This window comes from Thioclava sp. FR2 (assembly GCF_051200875.1).
Lineage (GTDB): Bacteria > Pseudomonadota > Alphaproteobacteria > Rhodobacterales > Rhodobacteraceae > Pseudotabrizicola.
Window position 1 is genome coordinate 3,706,283 of record NZ_CP195191.1, and the last position, 20,452, is coordinate 3,726,734.

Below are 20,452 nucleotides of genomic sequence, written 5' to 3' on the forward strand. Positions count from 1 at the left end.
GGGAAACTCTGTCTTGCTAGGGAGCAGAGCGCCTACAAGGCCAACTGTTTTTCGGGAGGGGCCAACCGATTAGGTTGGCTCTTTTCGTTTTCGGGGTGCTCTGGTGAATTACCTCCGTTCGCAAGCAGGTGTATAAAGTTTGGCCGTGCGTCTTAGTGCACGCCATACTTATGGCACAACTATGCTTAAAGGGGAAGTATCCCGCTACAAATTTGCTGAGGCGCTAAATGTAGCTTATCAAGATTGAGCTTATACACCATCTGGGGTGTGACGCAACAACTTTCTTTTGATGTAACCCATTGATTTAATTGGATCGCTACAAGATTTACTTTTTAGGTGTCCACATTGTTATGCACAATGTGTGACCTTGAGGACTGATTGGGCTGGGCCACGTTGATTGGCGTGGGTAATCAGGAACCATCCGAATGTGTAGAAGAGGCACCAGAAAAAAGAATCGCCATTCTGCCGCGTAATCCGGTCAAAAGGCCCCGATCCGAACAGCAGTTGTGCGGCCCTCGTTACCTCGGGCTGTTCGGGGCTGAAAACGCTCCACTGGAGCGTTTTCGCGGGGCTAAGCGCCCCGCTGCTCCTTAGCCTTGAAGAGTACGGACCCCATACCCCTCACCCCGTGCCTTCATGGCCGAGACGGCGGCGATGGAGGCGGCGGCGGTGGTGAAGTAGGGGATCTTGTCCATCAGCGCGACGCGGCGGATGTCGCGGCTGTCATTGATCGACTGGGCGCCTTCGGTGGTGTTGAAGACCAGTGCGATTTCGCCGTTTTTCAGCGCGTCGACGATGTTCGGGCGGCCCTCATAGACCTTGTTCACCAGCGTGGCCTTGGCCCCATTGGCGCCCAGCCAGTCGGCGGTGCCTTTGGTAGCGGTGATCTCAAACCCCATGGCGATCAGGTCGCGGGCGGCCGAGGCCATCGCCTCGGTCTTGTCCATGTCCTTGATCGAGATGAACACGCGGCCTTCGGTGGGCAGGTGTGTGCCTGCGCCCATCTGCGCCTTGAGGAAGGCGAGCGGGAAGGAGCGGTCCCAGCCCATGACCTCACCCGTTGAGCGCATTTCGGGGCCAAGCATCGGGTCGACGCCGGGGAAGCGGGCGAAGGGCAGCACGGCCTCTTTGACGCTGAACCACGGGGTGATCGGGTTGGCCAGCGTATTGGCATCGGCCAAGGGCAGAACCGAGTCCGGGCCCACGCCTGCGTCATAGGGCGCGCGTTGGGGGAAGTTCGACAAGGGTTCGCCCGCCATCAGCCGTGCGGCGATGGAGGCGATGGCGCTGTCGGTGGCCTTGGCCACGAAAGGCACAGTGCGCGAGGCGCGCGGGTTAACCTCGAGGACGTAGATCACGCCGTCTTTGATGGCGAATTGCACGTTCATCAGGCCGACGACATGCAGCGCCTTGGCCATGATGACGGTCTGGCGCTTCAGTTCCTCGATGATCTCGGCGGAAAGCGAGTGTGGCGGCAGGCAGCAGGCAGAATCGCCCGAGTGCACGCCGGCCTCTTCGATATGTTCCATGATGCCCGCAACATGGACGTTGTTGCCGTCGCAGAGCGCGTCGACGTCCACCTCGATGGCGCCGGCAAGGTAGCTGTCGAGAAGAACGGGGTTCTTGCCCGAGACCTGAACGGCGTCGCGGATGTAGCGTTCAAGCTGGGCGTCGTCGCGGATGATTTCCATGGCGCGGCCACCAAGGACGAAGGAGGGGCGGATGACCAGCGGATAGCCGACATCGGCGGCGACGGCGAAGGCCTCATCGCGGCTGCGCGCGGTGCCGTTGACGGGCTGTTTGAGGCCCAGATCGTTCAGAAGTTTCTGGAAGCGCTCGCGGTCTTCGGCAAGGTCGATGGCATCAGGCGTGGTGCCGAGGATCGGGATGCCTTCTTCGTGCAGAGCATTGGCCAGTTTCAGCGGGGTCTGGCCGCCGAACTGGACGATCACTCCGTGAAGCGTGCCGTTTTCCTGCTCGACGCGCAGGATTTCCAGCACATGTTCCAGGGTCAGCGGTTCGAAATAAAGGCGGTCCGAGGTGTCGTAGTCGGTCGACACGGTTTCGGGGTTGCAGTTGACCATGATGGTTTCATAGCCCTGCTCGGTCAGAGCAAAGCAGGCATGGCAGCAGCAATAGTCAAACTCGATGCCTTGGCCGATCCGGTTCGGGCCACCGCCAAGGATGACGACTTTCTTGGCGTTCGAGGGGCGGGCCTCACATTCCACATCGCCCATCGCGGGGGCCTCATAGGTGGAATACATATAGGGCGTTTGTGCCTCGAACTCGGCGGCGCAGGTGTCGATGCGCTTGAACACGGCGGTGACGCCAAGGTTGCGGCGGGCGCGGCGGACATTGTCTTCGTCGCGGCCGGTCAGCTTGGCCAGACGGGCATCGGTGAAGCCCATCATCTTAAGCTTGCGCAGGTCTTCGGCATTGACGGGCAGGCCGTTCTTGCGGATTTGTGCTTCGGCATCAATGATTTCGCGGATGCGCGACAGGAACCATGGGTCGAAGGCGGTGATGGCCTGAATCTCATCGTTGGTGAAGCCTTCGCGCATGGCCTGGGCGATGACGCGCAGGCGGTCTGGCGTGGCGAGGCTGAGCGCCTTGGAGATGGCGGCGCGATCGGGGGCGCCGGGGATGGCGATTTCGTCAAAGCCGGTCAGGCCGGTTTCCATGCTGGCCAGCGCCTTTTGCATGGATTCGTGGATGGTGCGGCCAATAGCCATTGCCTCGCCCACCGATTTCATGGCGGTGGTGAGGAAAGGTTCGGAGCCCGGGAATTTCTCGAAGGCAAAGCGCGGGATCTTGGTCACGACATAGTCGATGGTCGGTTCGAAGCTGGCGGGCGTGACTTTGGTGATGTCGTTGTCGAGTTCGTCCAGCGTGTAGCCCACGGCCAGTTTCGCGGCGATTTTGGCAATCGGGAAGCCGGTGGCCTTGGACGCCAGAGCCGAGGAGCGCGAGACGCGGGGGTTCATCTCGATCACGACCATGCGGCCGTCTTTCGGGTTGATCGCCCATTGCACGTTCGAGCCGCCGGTTTCGACGCCGATTTCGCGCAGCACGGCAATCGAGCCGTTGCGCATGATCTGGTATTCTTTGTCGGTCAGGGTCAGGGCCGGGGCGACGGTGATCGAATCGCCGGTATGGACGCCCATCGGATCGACGTTTTCGATGGAGCAGACGATGATGGCGTTATCCGCTTTGTCGCGGACGACTTCCATTTCGTATTCTTTCCAGCCGAGCAGGCTTTCGTCGATCAGAACCTGTGCGACGGGGCTGGCATCAAGGCCGGAACGCACGATGGCCTCGTAGTCGTCGCGGTTATAGGCCACGCCGCCGCCGGTGCCGCCAAGGGTGAAGGCGGGGCGGATGATGGCGGGCAGGCCGACATAGTCGAGTGCCTCGATGGCCTCGCGCACGCCGGCGTTGATGTCATATTTGCCGTTGTCTTTTTTCGGGGCGGCGATGATCGTGGCCTTGGGGTTTTCAAGGCCGATGCGGTCCATCGCCTCGCGGAACAACTTGCGATCTTCTGCCATTTCGATGGCTTCGCGCTTAGCCCCGATCAGTTCCACATTGTACTTTTCCAACACACCCATGTCGGCAAGGGCCAGCGAGGTGTTCAGACCGGTTTGCCCGCCCATCGTTGGGAGCAGCGCGTCGGGACGTTCTTTTTCGATGATCTTGGCGACGACTTCCGGGGTGATCGGTTCGATATAGGTGGCGTCGGCCAGCTGCGGATCGGTCATGATCGTGGCCGGGTTCGAGTTCACCAGAATGACCCGGTAGCCCTCTTCGCGCAGGGCCTTACAAGCCTGTGCGCCCGAGTAGTCGAATTCGCAGGCTTGGCCGATAACGATAGGCCCCGCTCCGATGATCATGATGGATTTGATATCGGTTCTTTTGGGCATGTTCGTCTCCGGCATGGCTGAACCCGCGCCTGTGTAGGGTGCGGGACATGGATTCGTCGCGTTCGCAAATTGACGGGGGTTTAAGGGCATCGGTCGGGCGGCGCAACCCTTCATGGAAGGGTCGGATGCGATCTGTTCGAGATGGGGGGGGCGTGCTAAGTCCGTTTTCAGGCAAGGGGGTGTGATCGTTGATCATTCTTGAACATGGACCGGGCGGAAAAGCGGCGCTGTTCCAGCGACCGGTCGAGGTGTTTTCGGCGTGGTCGGCCGATGAGGTTCTGCCAGCGCTGGCAGCGGCCGAGGCCGCGCGGGCGCGGGGGCTGTGGGTGGCCGGAACGGTTGGCTATGAGGCGGGATATGCGCTGGAGCCGAAGCTGGCGGCGCTGATGCCCGCAGGGCAACGCGAGCCTTTGGTGGCGCTGGCAGCTTTTGAGGCGGTCGACGATCCGGCGGCGGTTTTCGTGCAGGCGGCGGAAGAGGGGCGGGGCGCCAGCCTTGCCACCTTGGAGCCGCAGGTGACGCGGGCCGACTACGATGCGGCATTTGCGCGAGTGAAGGCCTATATCGCGGCGGGGGACTGCTATCAGATCAACCTGACCTTCCCGATGGCCTCGCGCCTGTCGGGAGCCACGGCGCTTGGCCTTTATGGGGCGCTGCGGGCCGGGCATCCGGTGGGCTATGGGGCTTTTGTCGATATTGGCGTGGGGCCGGTTGTCGTGTCACGGTCGCCCGAGTTGTTTTTCCGTGTCGAGGATGGGGTGATTGAAAGCCGCCCGATGAAGGGGACTGCACCAAGGTCAGATGACCCGGTGGATGACGCGATGCTGAAGGCGAGCTTGCGGGCAAGCGAGAAGGTGCGGGCCGAGAACCTGATGATCGTGGACCTGTTGCGAAACGACATTGCGCGGATGAGCAAGGTTGGCTCGGTCAAGGTGCCGGAGCTGTTCTATGTGGAAAGCTTTTCGACGGTGCATCAGATGTCGAGCCGGGTGCAGGGGCAGCTCTTGGGGGGCGCGGGGTTGCCCGAGGTGATGACGGCACTGTTCCCTTGCGGCTCGGTCACTGGGGCGCCGAAGATCCGGGCGATGGAGATCATTCGCGAGGTGGAGCCCAACCCGCGCGGCGTTTACTGCGGGGCAATCGGATGGGCGGGCCCTGACGGTGGCCAGTGCTGGAATGTGGGCATTCGCACGATCCGGCTGTTTGGCGACGAGGTGTTGCTGAATGTCGGTGGCGGGGTGGTTTATGATTCCACCGATGAGGGCGAATGGGAGGAGGCTTTGTGGAAGGCACGCTACGCACAGCGGCTGGTGAGCCGGGGCTGAAGCTGATTGAGACGATGCTTTGGACGGGGGAGGTTCTTCCCCGGCTGGCATTGCATCTGGCCCGGCTGGAGCGGAGCGCCGAGGCGCTGGGTTGGGCCGATCCGATGCCGGGGGCGCGACGGGCTCTTTCGGCGGGGTTCCCGGATAGCCCGGCGCGGCTGCGGCTGACGGTGGATGCGGCGGGCGAGGCTGCGCTGGAGCTGGGTGCCTTGCCCCCGGCCAAGGCGGAATGGCGGGTGGGGTTGGCGGCAGAGCGTCTGGCCTCGGACGATATGTGGTTGCGGGTGAAGACGACGAAGCGGGCGGTTTATGACCGGGCGCGGACGGATTTGGCCGAGGGGCTGGACGAGGTGGTCTTTCTGAATGAGCGCGGCGAGGTTTGTGATGGCACGATCACCACGGTGTTTTTCGATCGCGGGCAGGGGATGCGGACGCCACCCTTGTCGTCTGGCCTGTTGCCGGGGGTGTTGCGGGCGGAACTGAACTGCCCGGAAGAGATTTTGCGCGTTGAGGATTTGCCACGGGTGAAGCTGTGGGTGGGCAATGCCTTGCGGGGTCTGATGCCAGCGGTTTGGGTGGGCGCATGAGGCCCCTTTGCCGGACGGCCCCACCCGCCCACCCGCCGTCCGCCAAAGGGGCCTTGGAAGGGGCGGTTCAATGAGACTGTTTTTGCTGACCGCCGTGGCGATGCTGGCCTTTGCCGCGAATTCGGTACTGAACCGGATGGCGGTGGGAGGAGGGTTGATTGACCCCTTGGGCTTTGCCGTGATCCGGCTTTTGGCAGGGGCGGGGATGCTGGGCGTGCTGGTTGGCCTGAGGGCCTTGCGCGGGGGGGCGTTCTGGCCGGGATGGTCCGGGCGCGGGGCGGGCGTCTTGGGTCTGCTGGTCTATCTGTTCGCCTTTTCCGTGGCCTATCTGACGCTGGATGCGGGCGTTGGCGCCTTGATCCTGTTTGGCGCGGTGCAGGTGACAATGTTTGCAGGCGCGGTGATCGGGCGCGAGGCTGTGCCGCCTCGGCGGTGGTTGGGGGCGGGGCTGGCCTTTGCCGGGCTGGTTGTGCTGATGGCGCCGGGAAGTGCGGCCGTGCCCTCGGTTCAGGCGGGCGTCACCATGGCGGTCGCAGGAATTGGCTGGGGCATCTATTCGCTGGCCGGGCGCAAGGCCAAGGATGCGCTGGGGGCGACCGCGTGGAATTTCGTGCTGGCGGTGCCCGTGGCCTTTCTGCTGGTGCTGGCTTTGCCTGTGAGCCCCGAGGCCATGCCTGCAGAGGCAAGGGGGATCTGGCTTGCGGTGCTTTCGGGCGCTGTCACCTCGGGCCTTGGCTATGCGCTGTGGTATGGGCTGGTGCCATCCTTGGGGGCGGCAAGGGCAGGGGTTGCCCAACTGACCGTGCCGCTGATTGCCGCCGCAGGGGGGGCCTTGTTGATTGGCGAGGGTGTCGGCCTGCGCTTTGCCATCGCGGCGGCGCTGGTGCTGGGGGGCGTTGGTTTGGCCAGCTTTCAGAAGGTCTTGACCAAGCGGTAGACCCGGTGGGGAATGCCGTTTTCAACCGTTTCACGCATGATGCCTGTGGGCACAAAACCCATACGGTCCCAAAAGGCGCGGCCGCGTTGGTTCTTTTCCAGAACGGCCAGATAAAGCATGGGCGATTGCCCCGCCTTGGCCAAAGCCTCGACATGCGCGAGGAAAGCCTGCCCGTTTCCCGATGAGCGCGCGCGGGGCGCGAGGATCATCAGGCCAAGATAGGCATTGCCCGCTTCGGGGAAGCCGAAGGAAAGCTCGGCCACGCCGCTGAGCCTGCCGTCCAGATAAAGCCCCAGACGGTGCGAGCGTTCGACGTCGTAATTCGGCGGGCCACCGGCGAGGAAATCGTCGATTTCCTCCTCTCCCGGCGCCATGCCCTTCCACAGATGGTAGTAATCCTGCGCCTCGGTCAGAAGCGACTCGACCGCTGTGCGATCTTTCACCGGGTCGAGTTCACGAATGTCCATCACTGGCTTTCAGAGGCTGGGGGCATGACGTGGCGCCAATCGAAATCGCGGACCGAGATCATGCCCGAAATGATAATGCTGGCAAGTATTGCCCAGATCACCGTCGCGATCAGCGTGGTGATCTTGGCCTTTTTGCCAACATTTTCACTGTGCGGTGCGCCGCGGGGCGTGCCGGGAACAACGTCGCCGACATCGCCCTGCGTCGTCAGGCGGAGCGGCAGCACGATGAAGAAGGTCATGAACCACGTCACGGCATAGAGGACGAGGGCGGCGGTGATCGTCATACTTGCTCAAGCTCCACGAGGCAGCCGTTGAAGTCCTTGGGGTGCAGGAACAGAACCGGCTTGCCATGCGCGCCGATCTTCGGCTCGCCAGACCCAAGCACACGGGCGCCGGAGGCCTTCAGGTGGTCACGCGCAGCGAGGATGTCTTCGACTTCATAGCAGATGTGATGGATGCCGCCCGAGGGGTTCTTTTCCAGAAAGCCCTTGATCGGGGAGTTTTCCCCCAGAGGGTAAAGAAGTTCGATCTTCGTATTCGGCAATTCGATGAAGACAACGGTCACACCGTGATCGGGTTCGTCCTGAGGCGCGCCGACCTTTGCCCCAAGGGTGGCACGGTATTGTTCCGAGGCGGCAGTCAGATCAGGGACTGCGATGGCGACGTGGTTCAGGCGTCCGATCATGGCTTTGACTTTCCTTCGTGGTGGGTTGCTGGGGTTATGGGCATCGCATCCGTGCGCGGCAAGGGGCAGGCTGACGCAGGGACGGCAATTAACGCGATCTTAGCGGTTTTATCGGTCAATGCGGAGAGGTCTGGTCTGGCAGGAGGAGCGCCGATGCCGATGGGAAACGGGACTGGAGGGCTTGGACTGCAAGCCGCAGTTCAAGGGATGCTGGTTCCCGAGCGGGGGGCGTTGCCCTTGTCTGGTGTGACGATTCTGCTGGTGGAGGACAGTCGGTTTACCTCTGACGCGCTGCGATTGATGTGCCAAAGGTCGGGCGCGCGAATGAGGCGGGCCGAAACCATCGCAGCCGCCCGCGCCCATTTGAAAACCTACCGCCCCGATGTCGTGATCGTTGATCTGGGCCTGCCGGATGGCAAGGGTGAGGATTTGATTGCCGAATTTGCCGGGCAAGGCATGGTGGTTATCGCAACGAGCGGTGATCCCGCAGGGGCGTTGTCATCGCGGCGCGCGGGGGCCTGCCGGTTTTGGGCAAAGCCCTTGCCGGGTCTGGCGGTGTTTCAAGGGGATGTTCTTTCGCATCTGCCCAGCAGGTTTAAGGTCGTCTCGGCGGATAAGGAAAAGGCCGAGGCCGACCCTATGGCCTTGGCAGATGATCTGCGCCATGCCCTTGCCGTTCTGGAAGAGCCGGATAGCGCCGACCAGCGACATTACCTTGCCGGGTTTCTGCAAGGCCTTGCGCGCAGCACGGGCGATGCGACCCTGAGAGAAGCGGCGCGTCTTTTGGACAAGACCGGGGCCTCGCTTGCGCCAGTTCAGGCGGCCTTGTCTGCGCGGTTGAACGCGGCGGGGGTGATTTGATCCGTCTCGCCGCTGCTGGGCCGGGCGCGGACTAAAGGGCGGGATCGCTGGCCTGACGGACCAGTCTGGTCAGGTCGGAGAGCCGTTCTTTCTGCTGGCCAGAGGCATTGAAATTCGACGGCGAAAGCCATGCAGAAAACGCTTCTTTCAGGGCGGGCCAGTCGCTGTCGATCACTGCGAACCATGCGGAATCCCGATTGCGGCCCTTGATGACCATATGGTTGCGAAAGACGCCTTCGTAATTGAAGCCCAGCCGTTGGGCCGCACGCCGGGACGGGGTGTTCAGCGCATTGCACTTCCATTCATAACGGCGGTAGCCGACGGAGAACGCCCATTCCATCATCAGGGCCATCGCCTCGGTCGCGGCGGCACCGCGCTGGAGTGCCGGAGACAGGCAGATATGGCCAACTTCGATCGACCCTGCCTCTGGGAAAATTCGCAAAAAGCTGGCGACGCCCTCGGCATGGCCCGTGGCAAGATTGCGGATCGCGAAGAACACTGGATCGTCCTTGCCCTGATTTTCCTTGGCCCAGCGATGGTAGGCGCTGGCCGAAGAAAACGGGCCATAGGGCATGTAATCCCACAAGTCATCATGACCGGAAAAGCTGCGGAAGAGGTCAGCGGCATGACTGTCGGCATCAAGCGGTTCTAGCCGGACGCGGTGTCCTTCGAGGATCTGGCGCCCCGGACGCGGCGGTGGGGTCCAACCGGGAACGGGGGTGCCCAAACGTGCGTCCTGAGTCATGGTTTACCTTCCTGCCTGCGACTTTTGGTCAGTTCTGCCCGAAACGCCGCAAAGCGCAACCGGGAAACGCGCCGAAATGGCACAAGATATGCGCTTTCCTCACGCGGGGGCGGTGTCAAAAAGGCTGCAATCATAATGACTAAGGTTGATTTTCAGAAAAAGCCGGGGGTTTTCCAGCGGGCCGGAGTTTGGGCCGTTCACGGCGTCTGGGTGCCTCTGACAGTGCTGGTTGTTGGCAGGGCTTGCTGCTGAACAAAATCCCGTTGAGCCGCGCTTTGCACAAATCTTTTCGGGATCAGAGCAACAGCGACGGATCATTGCCCATATCGAGACCCGGAAAGATGGAGGTTTCCAAAAGGCTGCGGTCAAGGCCAAAGAGGCTGCGCATGGCCCAGGCGGCCCAAGCGCGCACGTCGCTGGTGGGCATCAGGTCACGTCGCGCGTAAAGTGAGGCTTCGTCCAGCCCCGGCCATTGGCCCATGACGCGGCCGCCGCGCAAAGCACCGCCTGCCAAGACCATTGCCCCACCCGTGCCGTGATCGGTGCCTTTGTTGCCATTTTCGGCCACGGTTCTTCCGAATTCTGTCATGGCCAGCAGCACGGTCTTGCCCCAGACCTCGGGGCCGAGACCGGATTTCATTTGCAAGATGACACGTTCCAATTGCCCAAGGGGGCGATGAAAGCTGCCGCTTTGATTTCGGTGGGTGTCCCAGCCTGTCAGCGAAAAGGCCGCGATGCGGGTTTGCCCTCGCAGGCGGCGGGCGGCGAATTCGGCAAGCCTGTCGATGCCTTTCAGCGCCCGGTCAGTCTGCCCATCGGCAGGGGCGGCCATCATCGACAGTGCGGCCTCTTCGGCGACGGCCATTGCCTCGGTCGCCGCTTCCCGAAAGAGGTCGTCATCATGGTAGATGTGATCAAGCAGCAATTTGGTCTGTGCACTCAGGTCAAGCGTCACCTCGGGCGTCCAGTTGACCACGGGCGCATCCCCCGCAAGGAGCGGAATGGCGTCGCGCCCGATGGCATAGGCGGTTTCCGAGGTCAGGCCGGGGACGGATTGCAGCACCCGGTTCAGCCAGCCGTCTCGGATGGCCGCGTCGGGCAGGTCGAGCCCGGTGCCGGCCTCAAGAATGTCTTGACCGTCAAAATGCGAGCGTTGGTCCCGGTAGGGGGTGGAGGTGGCGTGGACAAAGCCCAGTTCGCCCGAGGTCCAAAGCGGCAAGAGCGCGTGTAAGCTGCCATGCAGGGCAAAGCGGTTGTCGAGCGGAAGGGTGTCTTGCATCAGGCTGGGGCGGTAGCGGGCAAGGTCAGGCTCGAAGGTTGGTCGAAGCAGGTCGAGGCCATCCATCGCGCCGCGCAGGATGACGACGACAAGGCGGTTTTCGCCAAGAAGCTGGCTGTCCTCTGACCCGGCCAGGGTGACGGTGGTCAGCCAAGGATGGGCCGCAGTAGAGCAGGCGGCGGTGGCCAGTCCACGAAGGAATTTGCGTCGGTCCATCGAGTTACCTTCGATTGAATTCGGGCGAGGCAAGGACAAGTCCAAGGCCGCTGCGTTGGGTTTCAGCCTTGGGAACGGCCCAAGCGAGGGCTGTGCTGATGCGTGGCCCAAGCGCGCGTTGCATGAGCGTTTCGGGGTCGGGTGGAGAGGACAGCAGGCGCAAGGGTTGCTCCATCGCCCATGTGATGCGGGCCGCCAGACCGGGGGCGTTCAGCCAGCGTTCTGGGGCTTCGGGCCAGCCATCCGGACCGGGCGCGGAAAGCCACGGCTGCCCCATCTGGCGCAGGGGGACCATGATGGCGCGGCGCAGATCACGGGTTGGAAGGGCCATCATGTCGCTGCCGGTCAAGCCCATCGCCCGCAGCGCCGCCACGAGGTATTCAAAGGGTTGACGGGCCTTGGTCGCGGGGGCCTGCCATGCAGAAGGATGGTTCAGCAGGGCGCGATAGGCGGTGGGCAAATCGCCAGACGACTCTTGCCATGCGGTTTCGATGGACGAGACGAGCGCGGGGTCAGGGGTGTCGCTGACGAAATGAACCGCCAGCTTTGTGGCCAGATGACGGGCGGTTTCGGGGCGCCGGGCCAGATCGCGCAAAACGGCGAGGATGGGTTCCAGTTTCGACCCCTTATAGGTTGTGCCCAGCACGGTTTCCGGCCCCGGTTCGGCGCGGGCCGCTGCAAAGCGGAAGCCGTCTTTTGCGACAAAGACCCCGGTCAAAAGCTCGGCCAATTCTCGCACATCGGATTGCGTATAGCCTGTGCCCGCCCCCATCGTGTGAAGTTCGATCAATTCGCGGGCGAGGTTTTCGTTCAGCCCCTTGTTCTTTCTTTGGCCAAAGGGCGAATTCGGGCCGACGCTGGAGGTTTGGTCGAGGTAATCGAGCATGGCGGGATGCAGGGTTGCCGCGATCAGCAAATCCTCGAACTTTCCAGCCAGATTGGGGCGGATCGCTTCGTCAAGATGGGTGACGGGCAGGGCTGCGGCATAGCGGTTTCGGGCGGTGGTGGTGAAGTGATCGGCCCAGAAAAGCACCAGTCGTTCGCGCAAATCGTCGGGCGCGTCCAAAGCGCGTGCCATCGCCGTTCGAAGGCCAAGTTCTGTCTTTGCGGCGATCTGGGCGGTCAATTCGCGGATTTTGGCGGCAGCGGCTTTGGAGTCTTCGGGACTGCCGCGCCGCCGGATTTTCAGCCAATCCTGGATTTCATCCATTACCGGGAACAGTTCCGCTGACGTGACCGAGGGAAAGCGATTGCGCATGCTGTCCGGTCTGGTCAGGGCCTCGACCATGGCATTTGGCTCGACCGCCGCACCCTTTGGAAGCGGCAGCCCAAAGCCGAACCGAAAGGCAACTATCGCTGTGTCTGGCATTCTGGCGCTTTCCGACAAAGGCTGGGATTCCCGATCAGTATAGCCCTGATATGGGGATCGCCAGAGAGAGACGAAAGGTGATTGGCAGCGATCCGTTTTCAGGAAAAGCGGAAATCTGCCGGATAGCTGTGAAAGCCGTCAAAATCGCCCTTGCCGATGGGGACGCCTGCGTTGCGCAACGAGGCGTAACCCATTGTGACATGGAAGAAAAAGTTGGGAAGCGCGTAAAGATGGACGTAATCCTGTCCCGTCTGTTCCAGATCGGCAAAGCCCGCGCGATGGCGGATCATCCGGCTGTCTGCGCCGTCAAAATCTTCTGGACGCAGGTCCAAAAGCCGCGCCCGCGCTGTGGCAAGGCGCGGCCCGATTTCGGCAGGCAGATCGGGTGGCTCGCGCCCCAGAAGGGGATAGGTCAGCCGCAGGGAAAACCCGGCGGCTGTCAGGAAATGTTGGCGGGCGGAAAAGCTGTCCGCAATTCGCGCATCCAGCGCCGCCTCTCCCGCCCGCTCGACCATCTTGGCGATCTGGCCAAGGTAATGGAGAAGGGGCGGGACAGCGGCGTCGTACATCACGCCTCTTTCGGCAGGACTCGCAGGCGCAATTCACGCAGTTGTTCGTTCGTGGGTTCCGAAGGCGCGTTCATCAGCAGGTCTTCGGCGCGCTGGTTCATCGGGAACATGATGACTTCGCGGATGTTCGAGGTGTCGGCCAAGAGCATCACCAAACGGTCGATGCCCGCGGCGCAACCGCCGTGGGGCGGAGCGCCGTATTTGAACGCCTTGACCATGCCGCCGAACCGCTTGTCCACTTCGGAATTCGGGTAACCGGCCAGTTCAAAGGCCTTGTACATGATTTCCGGCTTGTGGTTGCGGATGCCGCCCGAGATGACCTCGTAGCCGTTGCAGGCAAGGTCATACTGGTAGGCATAGACGTCCAGCGGGTTGCCCTGCAGTGCCTCAAGTCCGCCTTGCGGCATCGAGAAGGGGTTGTGCGAGAAGTCGATTTTGCCGTCGTCGGTCTTTTCATACATCGGGAAGTCGACGATCCAGGCGAAGCGGAAGCAGTCCTTTTCGGTCAGTCCCAGTTCCTCGCCAATCACGTTACGGGCGCGGCCGGCGACGGCCTCGAATTGTTCGGCCTTGCCGCCAAGGAAGAAGGCGGCGTCGCCTTCATTCAGGCCCAGTTGCAAGCGAATGGCTTCGGTGCGTTCAGGGCCGATGTTCTTGGCCAAGGGGCCAGCAGCTTCCATGCCCGAGCCGTCTTCGGCCTTGCGCCAGAAGATATAGCCCATACCGGGCAGACCTTGGCTTTGGGCAAAGGCGTTCATGCGGTCGCAGAACTTGCGGCTGCCGCCGGTGGGGGCGGGGATGGCACGAATCTCGGTGCCTTCGTTTTCCAAAAGCTTGGCGAAGATCGCAAAGCCCGAGCCGCGGAAGTGTTCCGACACATCCTGCATCTTGATCGGGTTGCGCAGGTCGGGCTTATCTGACCCGTACCATTTGAGGCTGTCGCGATAGGCGATCAGCGGCCAGTCGGCGTAAACCTTGCGGCCCTTGCCGAAATGTTCGAACAGTCCTTGCAGCACGGGCTGGACGGCGTTGAAGACGTCTTCCTGCGTCACAAAGCTCATCTCGATATCCAACTGGTAGAAATCGGTGGGCGAGCGGTCGGCGCGGGGGTCTTCGTCGCGGAAGCAGGGCGCGATCTGGAAGTAACGGTCAAAGCCTGCGACCTGAATCAGCTGCTTGAACTGCTGAGGGGCTTGGGGCAGGGCGTAGAACTTGCCCGGATGCAGGCGCGAGGGCACGAGGAAGTCGCGGGCGCCCTCGGGGCTGGAGGCGGTGATGATCGGCGTCTGGAATTCGTTGAAACCCTGATCCCACATCTTTTGGCGCAGCCAGCGGACGACGTTTGACCGCAGCATCATGTTCTGGTGCATGGTGTCGCGGCGCAGGTCGAGGAAGCGATAGGTCAGGCGGGTTTCTTCGGGGTATTCTGCTTCGCCAAAAACCGGAAGCGGCAGTTCTTCGGCGGGGCCGAGAACTTCCAGATCGGTCACATAGACCTCGATCTCGCCCGTCGGGATTTTCGGGTTCACGAGGGCTGCGTCGCGGGCCTTGACCCGGCCATCAATGCGGATGACCCATTCGGCGCGAACTTTTTCCATTGCCTTGAAGGCCGGGCTGTCGCTGTCGGCGAGAACTTGGGTAATGCCGTAATGGTCGCGCAGGTCGATGAACAGCACCCCGCCGTGATCGCGTACGCGATGGACCCAGCCCGAGAGGCGGATCGTTTCGCCCACATGGGCTTTGTTCAGGGCGGCGCAGGTGTGGCTGCGATAGGCGTGCATCGTTTTTCCCTTTTCCGGGGCCCGTAGCGGGCAGAATTCATCCGGCCCGATACACCTCTTGGCGCGCGCGAAGTCAAGCAAGTCCTTTGGTCATGGGCCGCGAAGGTGCCATTGCGCGGATTTTCAGGGGCTGATCAGGCCCTTTAGCGCCTGCACATAGCCCAGTTCGGGGTCAAAAGCGCCGGTCTGCAGGAACAGTGCCGTTTGTTCCAGAACCAGCGGGTTCAACATCAGGAATGTGTGGGTGACGGGAAGGGTCAGATGCGCGGCCATGCCTTCGACCTTGGTTGATGCGACCGAAACCTTGCCGTCATCCCGACCGGGGATCAGGGCAGAATAGACCGGGTTCAGCGAGCGATCCCCGGCGATGACGCCCAAGGGGAAATCGACAGGGGGCAGGTTCAGCGGCACAGAGGCCGCGTCTGTGCCAAGTTGCGCCCCTGCAGGCCCGTTTACCCAGTTGAACGGCTCGATCTCTCGCAGCGCATCGACGAGTTCTGACCCCTGATTTGGCGGGGCGAGCATCACGACCCGGCCCAGATTGGCGGGCCGATGGTCGCGCAGGTAAAGCCTCACCAAGATGCCGCCCATCGAATGGGTCACGAAGTGAAGCTTTTCCTCTGGGGCAAGGGCGCAGGCCTCTATACCAAGGCCCACGAAATCGGCCAAAGAGCCGATTGGTTGATCAGTTGAAGGGTAACCCTGGTTGACGGTTCTGAACCCCTTGTCCTCCAAGGCCTCGGCCACCAGCAGAAGTGATGAATCCGTGCGAGCCAGACCATGCAACAATACAACGCAATCCGCCTGCGATGGCGCGGCGGAGAGAGTCAGAAAAGCGAGGAATGCGGCAAGGGTTCGGACCATCAGGTCAATCTGGGGGGAAGGCCGCAGGAAGAAAAGGGGGCATGGACAAAACCGCCGTCGCGTCACAGGCTGCGCGGCATGAAAACGCGCTCTCCACGTTTGGCCGTTCGGGCCCTGATCGTCGCAGACGACCAGCTTTTGCTGGTCAATGCCTATCCCGGCGGCAAATCGGATCTGTGGTGCGCGCCGGGGGGCGGGGTCGAGGCAGGCAGCAGTCTGCCCGCTAATCTGGCGCGAGAGGTTGAAGAGGAAACGGGTCTTCAGATTGAGGTCGGGGAACCGGTTCTGGTGAACGAGTTTCACGACCCCAAAAGCGGCTTTCATCAGGTGGAGCTGTTTTTCCGGGCCGAGATTGTTGCAGGACAGATCCGGCAGGATTGGGCAGACCCCGAGGGAGTGGTGACGGAACGGCGGTTCTTTTCAAGAGAAGAGATGGCGACGATCCGGTTCAAGCCGGATGGGTTGGTCCGGGCGGTCTGGGGGGAGGGGATCTTTTATGATCCGCTTGAGGAGATCGTGGGATGAGCCGGGCCTTTGTCAAAGAAGGGGACGGCTCTTTGGAGCCTTTGCCGGATCTGCCGATTTCGCCGCATCCGAATTGGGTGACACCGCGAGGGCTGGCGGATTTGCAGGCGCGCTTGTTGGCAAGACAAGAGGATTTGGGGCTATTGCGCGCGCGGCCAGACAGGCTGGACAAGCTGCCCGAGGCCGCTGCCGAACGGGACATTCGTTATCTTGAGGCCCGGTTGCGATCGGCCATCGTGATCGACCCTGGCACTGCCGCGATGGACGAGGTTGGTTTTGGTCTGGCAGTGCAGGTTGTCGATGAGGATGGCCGGGAAGTGCGGTATGAAATCACCGGCGAGGACGAGGCCGATGCGTCCAAGGGCTGGATCGCGCCGCAGTCCCCTTTGGCGCGTGCGCTGATTGGAGCAGGCGTCGGGGATGTCGTTCAATGGAAACGGCCGGCAGGCGTGGTCGCGTTGGAAATCTTGCGCATCGAGAGGCCGTAAGCGCCAATTTTCTTTCAAGAAAATTGCAAAATTCTTGAAAGGATTTTGGTCTAGACATCCATCCAGATGGTCACGGGGCCGTCGTTGTTCAGGCTGACATCCATATCTGCACCGAAGATTCCGTTGGCGGTTGGAACGCCTTCGCTCTGCATTCTCTTGGTGAAATACTCATAAAGGCGCTTGCCTTCGTCCGGCGCGGCGGCGGTGGAAAATCCGGGGCGGTTGCCACGCAGGTCTGCTGCCAGAGTGAACTGGCTGACGATCAAGGCCGAGCCACCGACATCGCGGACGGAAAGGTTCATCTTCCCGGCATCGTCCTTGAAGATCCGCATTTTGGCGACTTTGGCGGCCAGTTGATCGGCCTTGGTCTCATCATCCCCTTGCATGGCGCAGACAAGAATCAGCAGGCCGTGGCCAATCTCCCCGACCACCTTGCCTTCCACAGTGACCGACGCGCGAGAGACGCGTTGAAGAACCGCTCTCACAACTCGTTCGCCCAGGGTGGGTTGGCACCGGGGCGGCTGACCGTGACGGCTGCCGCGCGTGTGCCCAAGGAAAGGGCCGCGTCCAGAACGTCGTCGGACAAAGAGGACAAGGAATGCTTTGTCAGCACGCCTGCGTCATGCAAAGCCGCCAAGGCGCCTGCGTTGAACGTATCGCCTGCGCCCACAGTGTCTGCGACGGTTACTTTGGTGGCCGCGACAAAGCGGTTCTGTGTCGCCGTCACCGCGCGGGCACCTTCGGCCCCTTCGGTGATGAAAACGAGTTTTGGCCCTGACGCAAGAATGTGGCGGGCGAGCGTTACGACATCGCCTTTGCCTTCCAGCCAATGCAGATCTTCGTCAGAGAGTTTGACGATATCGGCGCGGCTGATCATGCGTTCGATCCGGGCACGGTATTCGCCTTCTTTGCCCGCGATAAAGCCGGGGCGGATATTCGGGTCGATCATTGTCACGCGAGCATTGCATTCGCGGGCCTGAAGCGCCTCATAGGTGCTGGCGGCCGGGTCGTTCACAAGGCTGATGCCCCCGAAAAACAGCGTGTCGACGGCGCTGGGCAGGTCGGGCAACTGGTCGACCGAAAGCATCCGTCCCGCGGTCATTTCGTCGTAGAAGGCATAGGTTGCCTGCCCGTTCACAAGCTTGACGAAGGCCACGGTGGTCGGGCGGTCCGAGCGGGCCAGCATCGAGATATCGACTTTCGACGCCGTAAGCGTATCAGCAAGAATCTCGCCCAGCATGTCGTTTGAGACGCCCGAGAAGAAGGCAGAAGGCGCACCCAAGCGCCCCAGAGCAATGGCCGTGTTGAACACCGCACCTCCGGCATAGGGTGCAAAGGCGGGCTCGCCTTCGGTCGAGACGCGAGGAAGCATGTCAATCAAGGCTTCGCCACAGCTGAGTATCATCCTTCGATCCCCCGAATCCGGTGTTGTTCAATAGATGTTCATGCGCATGTTAGCGCAATCATTCAACCCTTGAACCAAGGTGACAGGTTCTTTCTGATCCGGTCAAGAGGCGTTTCACCTGTCAGGTCGGGCATGAAGCTTTGTCCGGTGATCGCCTCAAAGGCATCAATATAGACATTGGCGGTTTGGGCGATCATTTCATCGGGAATATGCGGGATGTCGTCCTTGTACGGGTCGCAGCGCGCGACCACCCACGACCGGATCACATCCTTGTCAAAGCTGGGTGGTCTTGTGCCGGCCTCGAATGCGGATTGATAGCCATCTGCCAGCCAATAGCGGCTGGAATCCGGTGTGTGAATTTCGTCGGCGATGATGATGCGGCCTTCAGCATCCAGACCGAATTCGTATTTGGTATCGACCAGGATCAACCCGCGTTCCGCTGCCATCTTTTGGCCGCGCGCAAAGAGTGCAAGCGCATAGCCCGACACTTCATCCCATTGCGCTTGGGTCAGCAGGTTTTGCTCGACGATTTCGGTGGGCGTCAGGGGTTCATCATGGCCGCCGTCAAAGGCCTTGGACGTTGGCGTCAAAATGGCTTGGGGCAAGGCTTGATTGTCGCGCAGGCCATCGGGAAGGGTGTGGCCATACATTGTCCGCTGCCCCTTTTTGTATTGAGTCAGCACCGAGGTCGAAGTGGTGCCCGCCAGATAGCCGCGCACGACGATTTCGACAGGAAGGATATCGACGCGCTTGCCGATCACGACATTGGGGTCGGGATAGGCCACAACATGGTTCGGGACGATGTCAGCGGTCTGTTCAAACCAGTATTTTGCCGTCTGGGTCAGCACCTGACCTTTGAACGGGATCGCTGCCAAGATGCGGTCAAAGGCGCTGATCCGGTCGGATGAAATCAGAATACGGGTGCCGCCCGGATGTTCGGCCGTCGCGGGCAGATCATAGCAATCGCGAACCTTGCCGAAATATGGGTTCGGCAGTTCCTCGATACGGGCATGGGGCAAAACGCGGGACAGGTCGATCTGGCGGGTCATTCGGGCCTCCGGTCGGTTGCGGGGGGCTATCGCGCCTTGGCCTGCGGCTGTCAACGTGAAAAGGCTCGAAAGGGCTAGCGCCGCAACAAAAGCAACAACTCCATCGACGGCTCACCCGTTATCGTGAGGCCGCGAGAGCGTTGGAACGCCTCGATCGCGGCGCGGGTTTTGGCCCCGATCACGCCGTCAGATCCTTCGGTGTCAAAGCCTGCGGCGGTCAGACGACGCTGCAACTCCTGGCGGTCGGCGATGGTCATGCCTTGGGCATCTGGCGGGAAATTGCCCTTGATCGGCCCACCGCCGCCCAAACGGTCGGAGAGGTGACCGACGCCGATCACATAGTTGACCGCATTGTTGTAACGGGCGATGGCATTGAAATTCGAGGTGATCAGGAAGGCCGGGCCATTTGCCCCCTGAGGCAAAAGGATTGAACCGCTATAGCCCGGAAGGCTTCCGCCATCTGCCTTTCTGACGCCAAGAGCGGACCATGCATCGGCCGACTTGCCTTTGCCGCGTCCCGCTAGCCCAGTGTTGAACCCCGTGGGCAAGCGGACCTCATATCCCCAAGGTTGGCCTTTGCGCCAGCCAGAGCGAGACAGGTAGGCGGCTGTAGAGGCCAAGGCATCGGTTGGGTCAGCCGACCAGATGTCGCGCCGCCCATCGCCAGTGAAATCGACGGCGAATTGCAGGTAAGACGTTGGGATGAACTGGGTGTGGCCCATAGCCCCGGCCCAACTGCCTGTCATATTGGCGGGCGAGGTGTCGCCATTGGCGAGGATGCGCAGGGCAGCAATCAATTGGCTTTCAAAAAACGCGCCGCGCCGGCCGTCATAGGCCAGTGTAGAGAGGGCAGAGATGACATTGATATCGCCCCGGCGTTCACCATACTGGCTTTCCAGACCCCAAACCGCGGCGACCACTTCGGCCTCAACACCAAAGCGGCTTTCGATCGCGTTCAATGTGCCGCGGTGGCGGGCCAAGGCCGCACGCCCTTTGGCCACACGCTCTGGACTGGCGGCAATGGCAAGATAATCTTCCAAGGTCCGGGAGAACTCGGTCTGGTTCCGGTCACGGTCGATGACACCGGGCAAAAAGCCCGCGCCGCGGAAGGCCGAATTGATGGTGGCTTGCGGGATGCCGCGCGCGGCGGCGCGGGACTGGAAACCTTGGACCCATTGATCATATCCGGCATTCGGCACCGGCCGCATGCCGGGGGCCGCGCTGCTGGCCTTGGTTTGCGCAGTTCCGCCAGAGCTGACACAGCCCGTCAAGGCCATCGCTGTGAGGCCCAATCCAACAAAGCGGCGCGAAACGGACATGTGGGAAACTCCGATTGGTATGAGCGTTGTATATGGCTGAAACTAAACGAATTCTGAGATG

At 61.6% G+C, this 20,452-nt stretch carries 20 protein-coding genes; 6 read left to right on the forward strand and 14 right to left on the reverse strand.

Translation table 11 applies throughout. The annotated features are described in order from the left end of the window. Positions 1-590: 590 nt before the first annotated feature. The gene (gene carB / locus ACSBLW_RS17935) at positions 591-3,920 is read right to left on the reverse strand and encodes a carbamoyl-phosphate synthase large subunit (protein WP_435257963.1); all 3,330 of its coding nucleotides are present in this window, start codon (positions 3,918-3,920) and stop codon (positions 591-593) included. A 188-nt stretch (positions 3,921-4,108) separates the two neighbouring features. Between carB and ACSBLW_RS17940 the strand changes: the two genes are divergently transcribed. The 3 genes from ACSBLW_RS17940 to ACSBLW_RS17950 all read left to right on the forward strand — a co-directional run bounded on the left by ACSBLW_RS17940 (position 4,109) and on the right by ACSBLW_RS17950 (position 6,769). Next, positions 4,109-5,245, forward strand: a complete 1,137-nt coding sequence (locus ACSBLW_RS17940) for an aminodeoxychorismate synthase component I (protein WP_435257964.1) — start codon at positions 4,109-4,111, stop codon at positions 5,243-5,245. After that, on the forward strand, positions 5,203-5,832 hold the full coding sequence (locus ACSBLW_RS17945; protein ID WP_435257965.1) for an aminotransferase class IV family protein: 630 nt from the start codon (positions 5,203-5,205) through the stop codon (positions 5,830-5,832). Before ACSBLW_RS17940 ends, ACSBLW_RS17945 begins: the two co-directional genes overlap by 43 nt. Positions 5,833-5,902: 70 nt before the next feature. Beyond that, the gene (locus ACSBLW_RS17950; RefSeq protein ID WP_435257966.1) at positions 5,903-6,769 is read left to right on the forward strand and encodes a DMT family transporter; all 867 of its coding nucleotides are present in this window, start codon (positions 5,903-5,905) and stop codon (positions 6,767-6,769) included. On the opposite strand, the gene ACSBLW_RS17955 is transcribed toward ACSBLW_RS17950, so the two are convergent. Genes ACSBLW_RS17955 through mce form a run of 3 tightly spaced genes read right to left on the reverse strand, consistent with a single transcriptional unit; the run spans position 6,745 to position 7,921 of the window. Continuing rightward, on the reverse strand, positions 6,745-7,236 hold the full coding sequence (locus ACSBLW_RS17955) for a GNAT family N-acetyltransferase (RefSeq protein WP_435260153.1): 492 nt from the start codon (positions 7,234-7,236) through the stop codon (positions 6,745-6,747). The genes ACSBLW_RS17950 and ACSBLW_RS17955 overlap by 25 nt on opposite strands. Then, positions 7,236-7,520 (reverse strand): DUF1467 family protein, encoded by a 285-nt coding sequence (locus ACSBLW_RS17960; protein WP_435257967.1) that lies wholly within the window; start codon positions 7,518-7,520, stop codon positions 7,236-7,238. The genes ACSBLW_RS17955 and ACSBLW_RS17960 overlap by 1 nt, the downstream gene beginning before the upstream one ends. Further along, complete coding sequence (mce, locus tag ACSBLW_RS17965) at positions 7,517-7,921, reverse strand: methylmalonyl-CoA epimerase (protein ID WP_435257968.1); 405 nt, start codon at positions 7,919-7,921, stop codon at positions 7,517-7,519. Before mce ends, ACSBLW_RS17960 begins: the two co-directional genes overlap by 4 nt. A 36-nt stretch (positions 7,922-7,957) precedes the next feature. Here mce and ACSBLW_RS17970 point away from each other — a divergent pair, with 36 nt between their 5' ends. Beyond that, entirely contained in the window at positions 7,958-8,782 is an 825-nt protein-coding gene (locus ACSBLW_RS17970) for a response regulator (RefSeq protein WP_435257969.1), read from the forward strand. A gap of 31 nt (positions 8,783-8,813) precedes the next feature. Here the strand turns inward: ACSBLW_RS17970 and ACSBLW_RS17975 are convergent, their stop codons facing one another. The 6 genes from ACSBLW_RS17975 to ACSBLW_RS18000 form a co-directional block, all read right to left on the reverse strand. Further along, positions 8,814-9,527 (reverse strand): GNAT family N-acetyltransferase, encoded by a 714-nt coding sequence (locus tag ACSBLW_RS17975; RefSeq protein WP_435257970.1) that lies wholly within the window; start codon positions 9,525-9,527, stop codon positions 8,814-8,816. Positions 9,528-9,822: 295 nt separating this feature from the next. Next, entirely contained in the window at positions 9,823-11,022 is a 1,200-nt protein-coding gene (locus ACSBLW_RS17980; RefSeq protein ID WP_435257971.1) for a DUF1501 domain-containing protein, read from the reverse strand. Between the two features lie 4 nt (positions 11,023-11,026). Beyond that, positions 11,027-12,391 (reverse strand): DUF1800 domain-containing protein, encoded by a 1,365-nt coding sequence (locus ACSBLW_RS17985; RefSeq protein WP_435257972.1) that lies wholly within the window; start codon positions 12,389-12,391, stop codon positions 11,027-11,029. A 98-nt stretch (positions 12,392-12,489) separates the two neighbouring features. Continuing rightward, positions 12,490-12,960 (reverse strand): DUF1993 family protein, encoded by a 471-nt coding sequence (locus tag ACSBLW_RS17990; RefSeq protein ID WP_435257973.1) that lies wholly within the window; start codon positions 12,958-12,960, stop codon positions 12,490-12,492. Next, on the reverse strand, positions 12,960-14,741 hold the full coding sequence (gene aspS, locus ACSBLW_RS17995) for an aspartate--tRNA ligase (RefSeq protein WP_435257974.1): 1,782 nt from the start codon (positions 14,739-14,741) through the stop codon (positions 12,960-12,962). The genes ACSBLW_RS17990 and aspS overlap by 1 nt, the downstream gene beginning before the upstream one ends. Before the next feature lie 123 nt (positions 14,742-14,864). After that, positions 14,865-15,605, reverse strand: a complete 741-nt coding sequence (locus ACSBLW_RS18000) for an esterase/lipase family protein (protein ID WP_435257975.1) — start codon at positions 15,603-15,605, stop codon at positions 14,865-14,867. A gap of 78 nt (positions 15,606-15,683) precedes the next feature. Between ACSBLW_RS18000 and ACSBLW_RS18005 the strand changes: the two genes are divergently transcribed. Together ACSBLW_RS18005 and ACSBLW_RS18010 are read left to right on the forward strand one after the other, a co-directional pair. Beyond that, complete coding sequence (locus tag ACSBLW_RS18005) at positions 15,684-16,130, forward strand: NUDIX domain-containing protein (protein WP_435257976.1); 447 nt, start codon at positions 15,684-15,686, stop codon at positions 16,128-16,130. Next, complete coding sequence (locus tag ACSBLW_RS18010; protein WP_435257977.1) at positions 16,127-16,618, forward strand: GreA/GreB family elongation factor; 492 nt, start codon at positions 16,127-16,129, stop codon at positions 16,616-16,618. Before ACSBLW_RS18005 ends, ACSBLW_RS18010 begins: the two co-directional genes overlap by 4 nt. Before the next feature lie 50 nt (positions 16,619-16,668). Here the strand turns inward: ACSBLW_RS18010 and dtd are convergent, their stop codons facing one another. The 4 genes from dtd to ACSBLW_RS18030 form a co-directional block, all read right to left on the reverse strand. Then, positions 16,669-17,103: a D-aminoacyl-tRNA deacylase gene (gene dtd / locus ACSBLW_RS18015; protein WP_435257978.1), complete on the reverse strand. Its 435-nt coding sequence runs from the start codon at positions 17,101-17,103 to the stop codon at positions 16,669-16,671. Beyond that, positions 17,100-18,023 (reverse strand): carbohydrate kinase family protein, encoded by a 924-nt coding sequence (locus tag ACSBLW_RS18020; RefSeq protein WP_435257979.1) that lies wholly within the window; start codon positions 18,021-18,023, stop codon positions 17,100-17,102. Before ACSBLW_RS18020 ends, dtd begins: the two co-directional genes overlap by 4 nt. Positions 18,024-18,085: 62 nt before the next feature. Beyond that, positions 18,086-19,072 carry a phosphoribosylaminoimidazolesuccinocarboxamide synthase gene (locus ACSBLW_RS18025; protein ID WP_435257980.1) on the reverse strand — a complete coding sequence of 329 codons (987 nt, stop codon included), beginning with the start codon at positions 19,070-19,072 and terminating at the stop codon, positions 18,086-18,088. Between the two features lie 74 nt (positions 19,073-19,146). Beyond that, a complete protein-coding gene (locus ACSBLW_RS18030) occupies positions 19,147-20,391 on the reverse strand; it encodes a lytic murein transglycosylase (protein ID WP_435257981.1) in 1,245 nt (414 codons plus the stop codon). Positions 20,392-20,452: the final 61 nt, after the last annotated feature.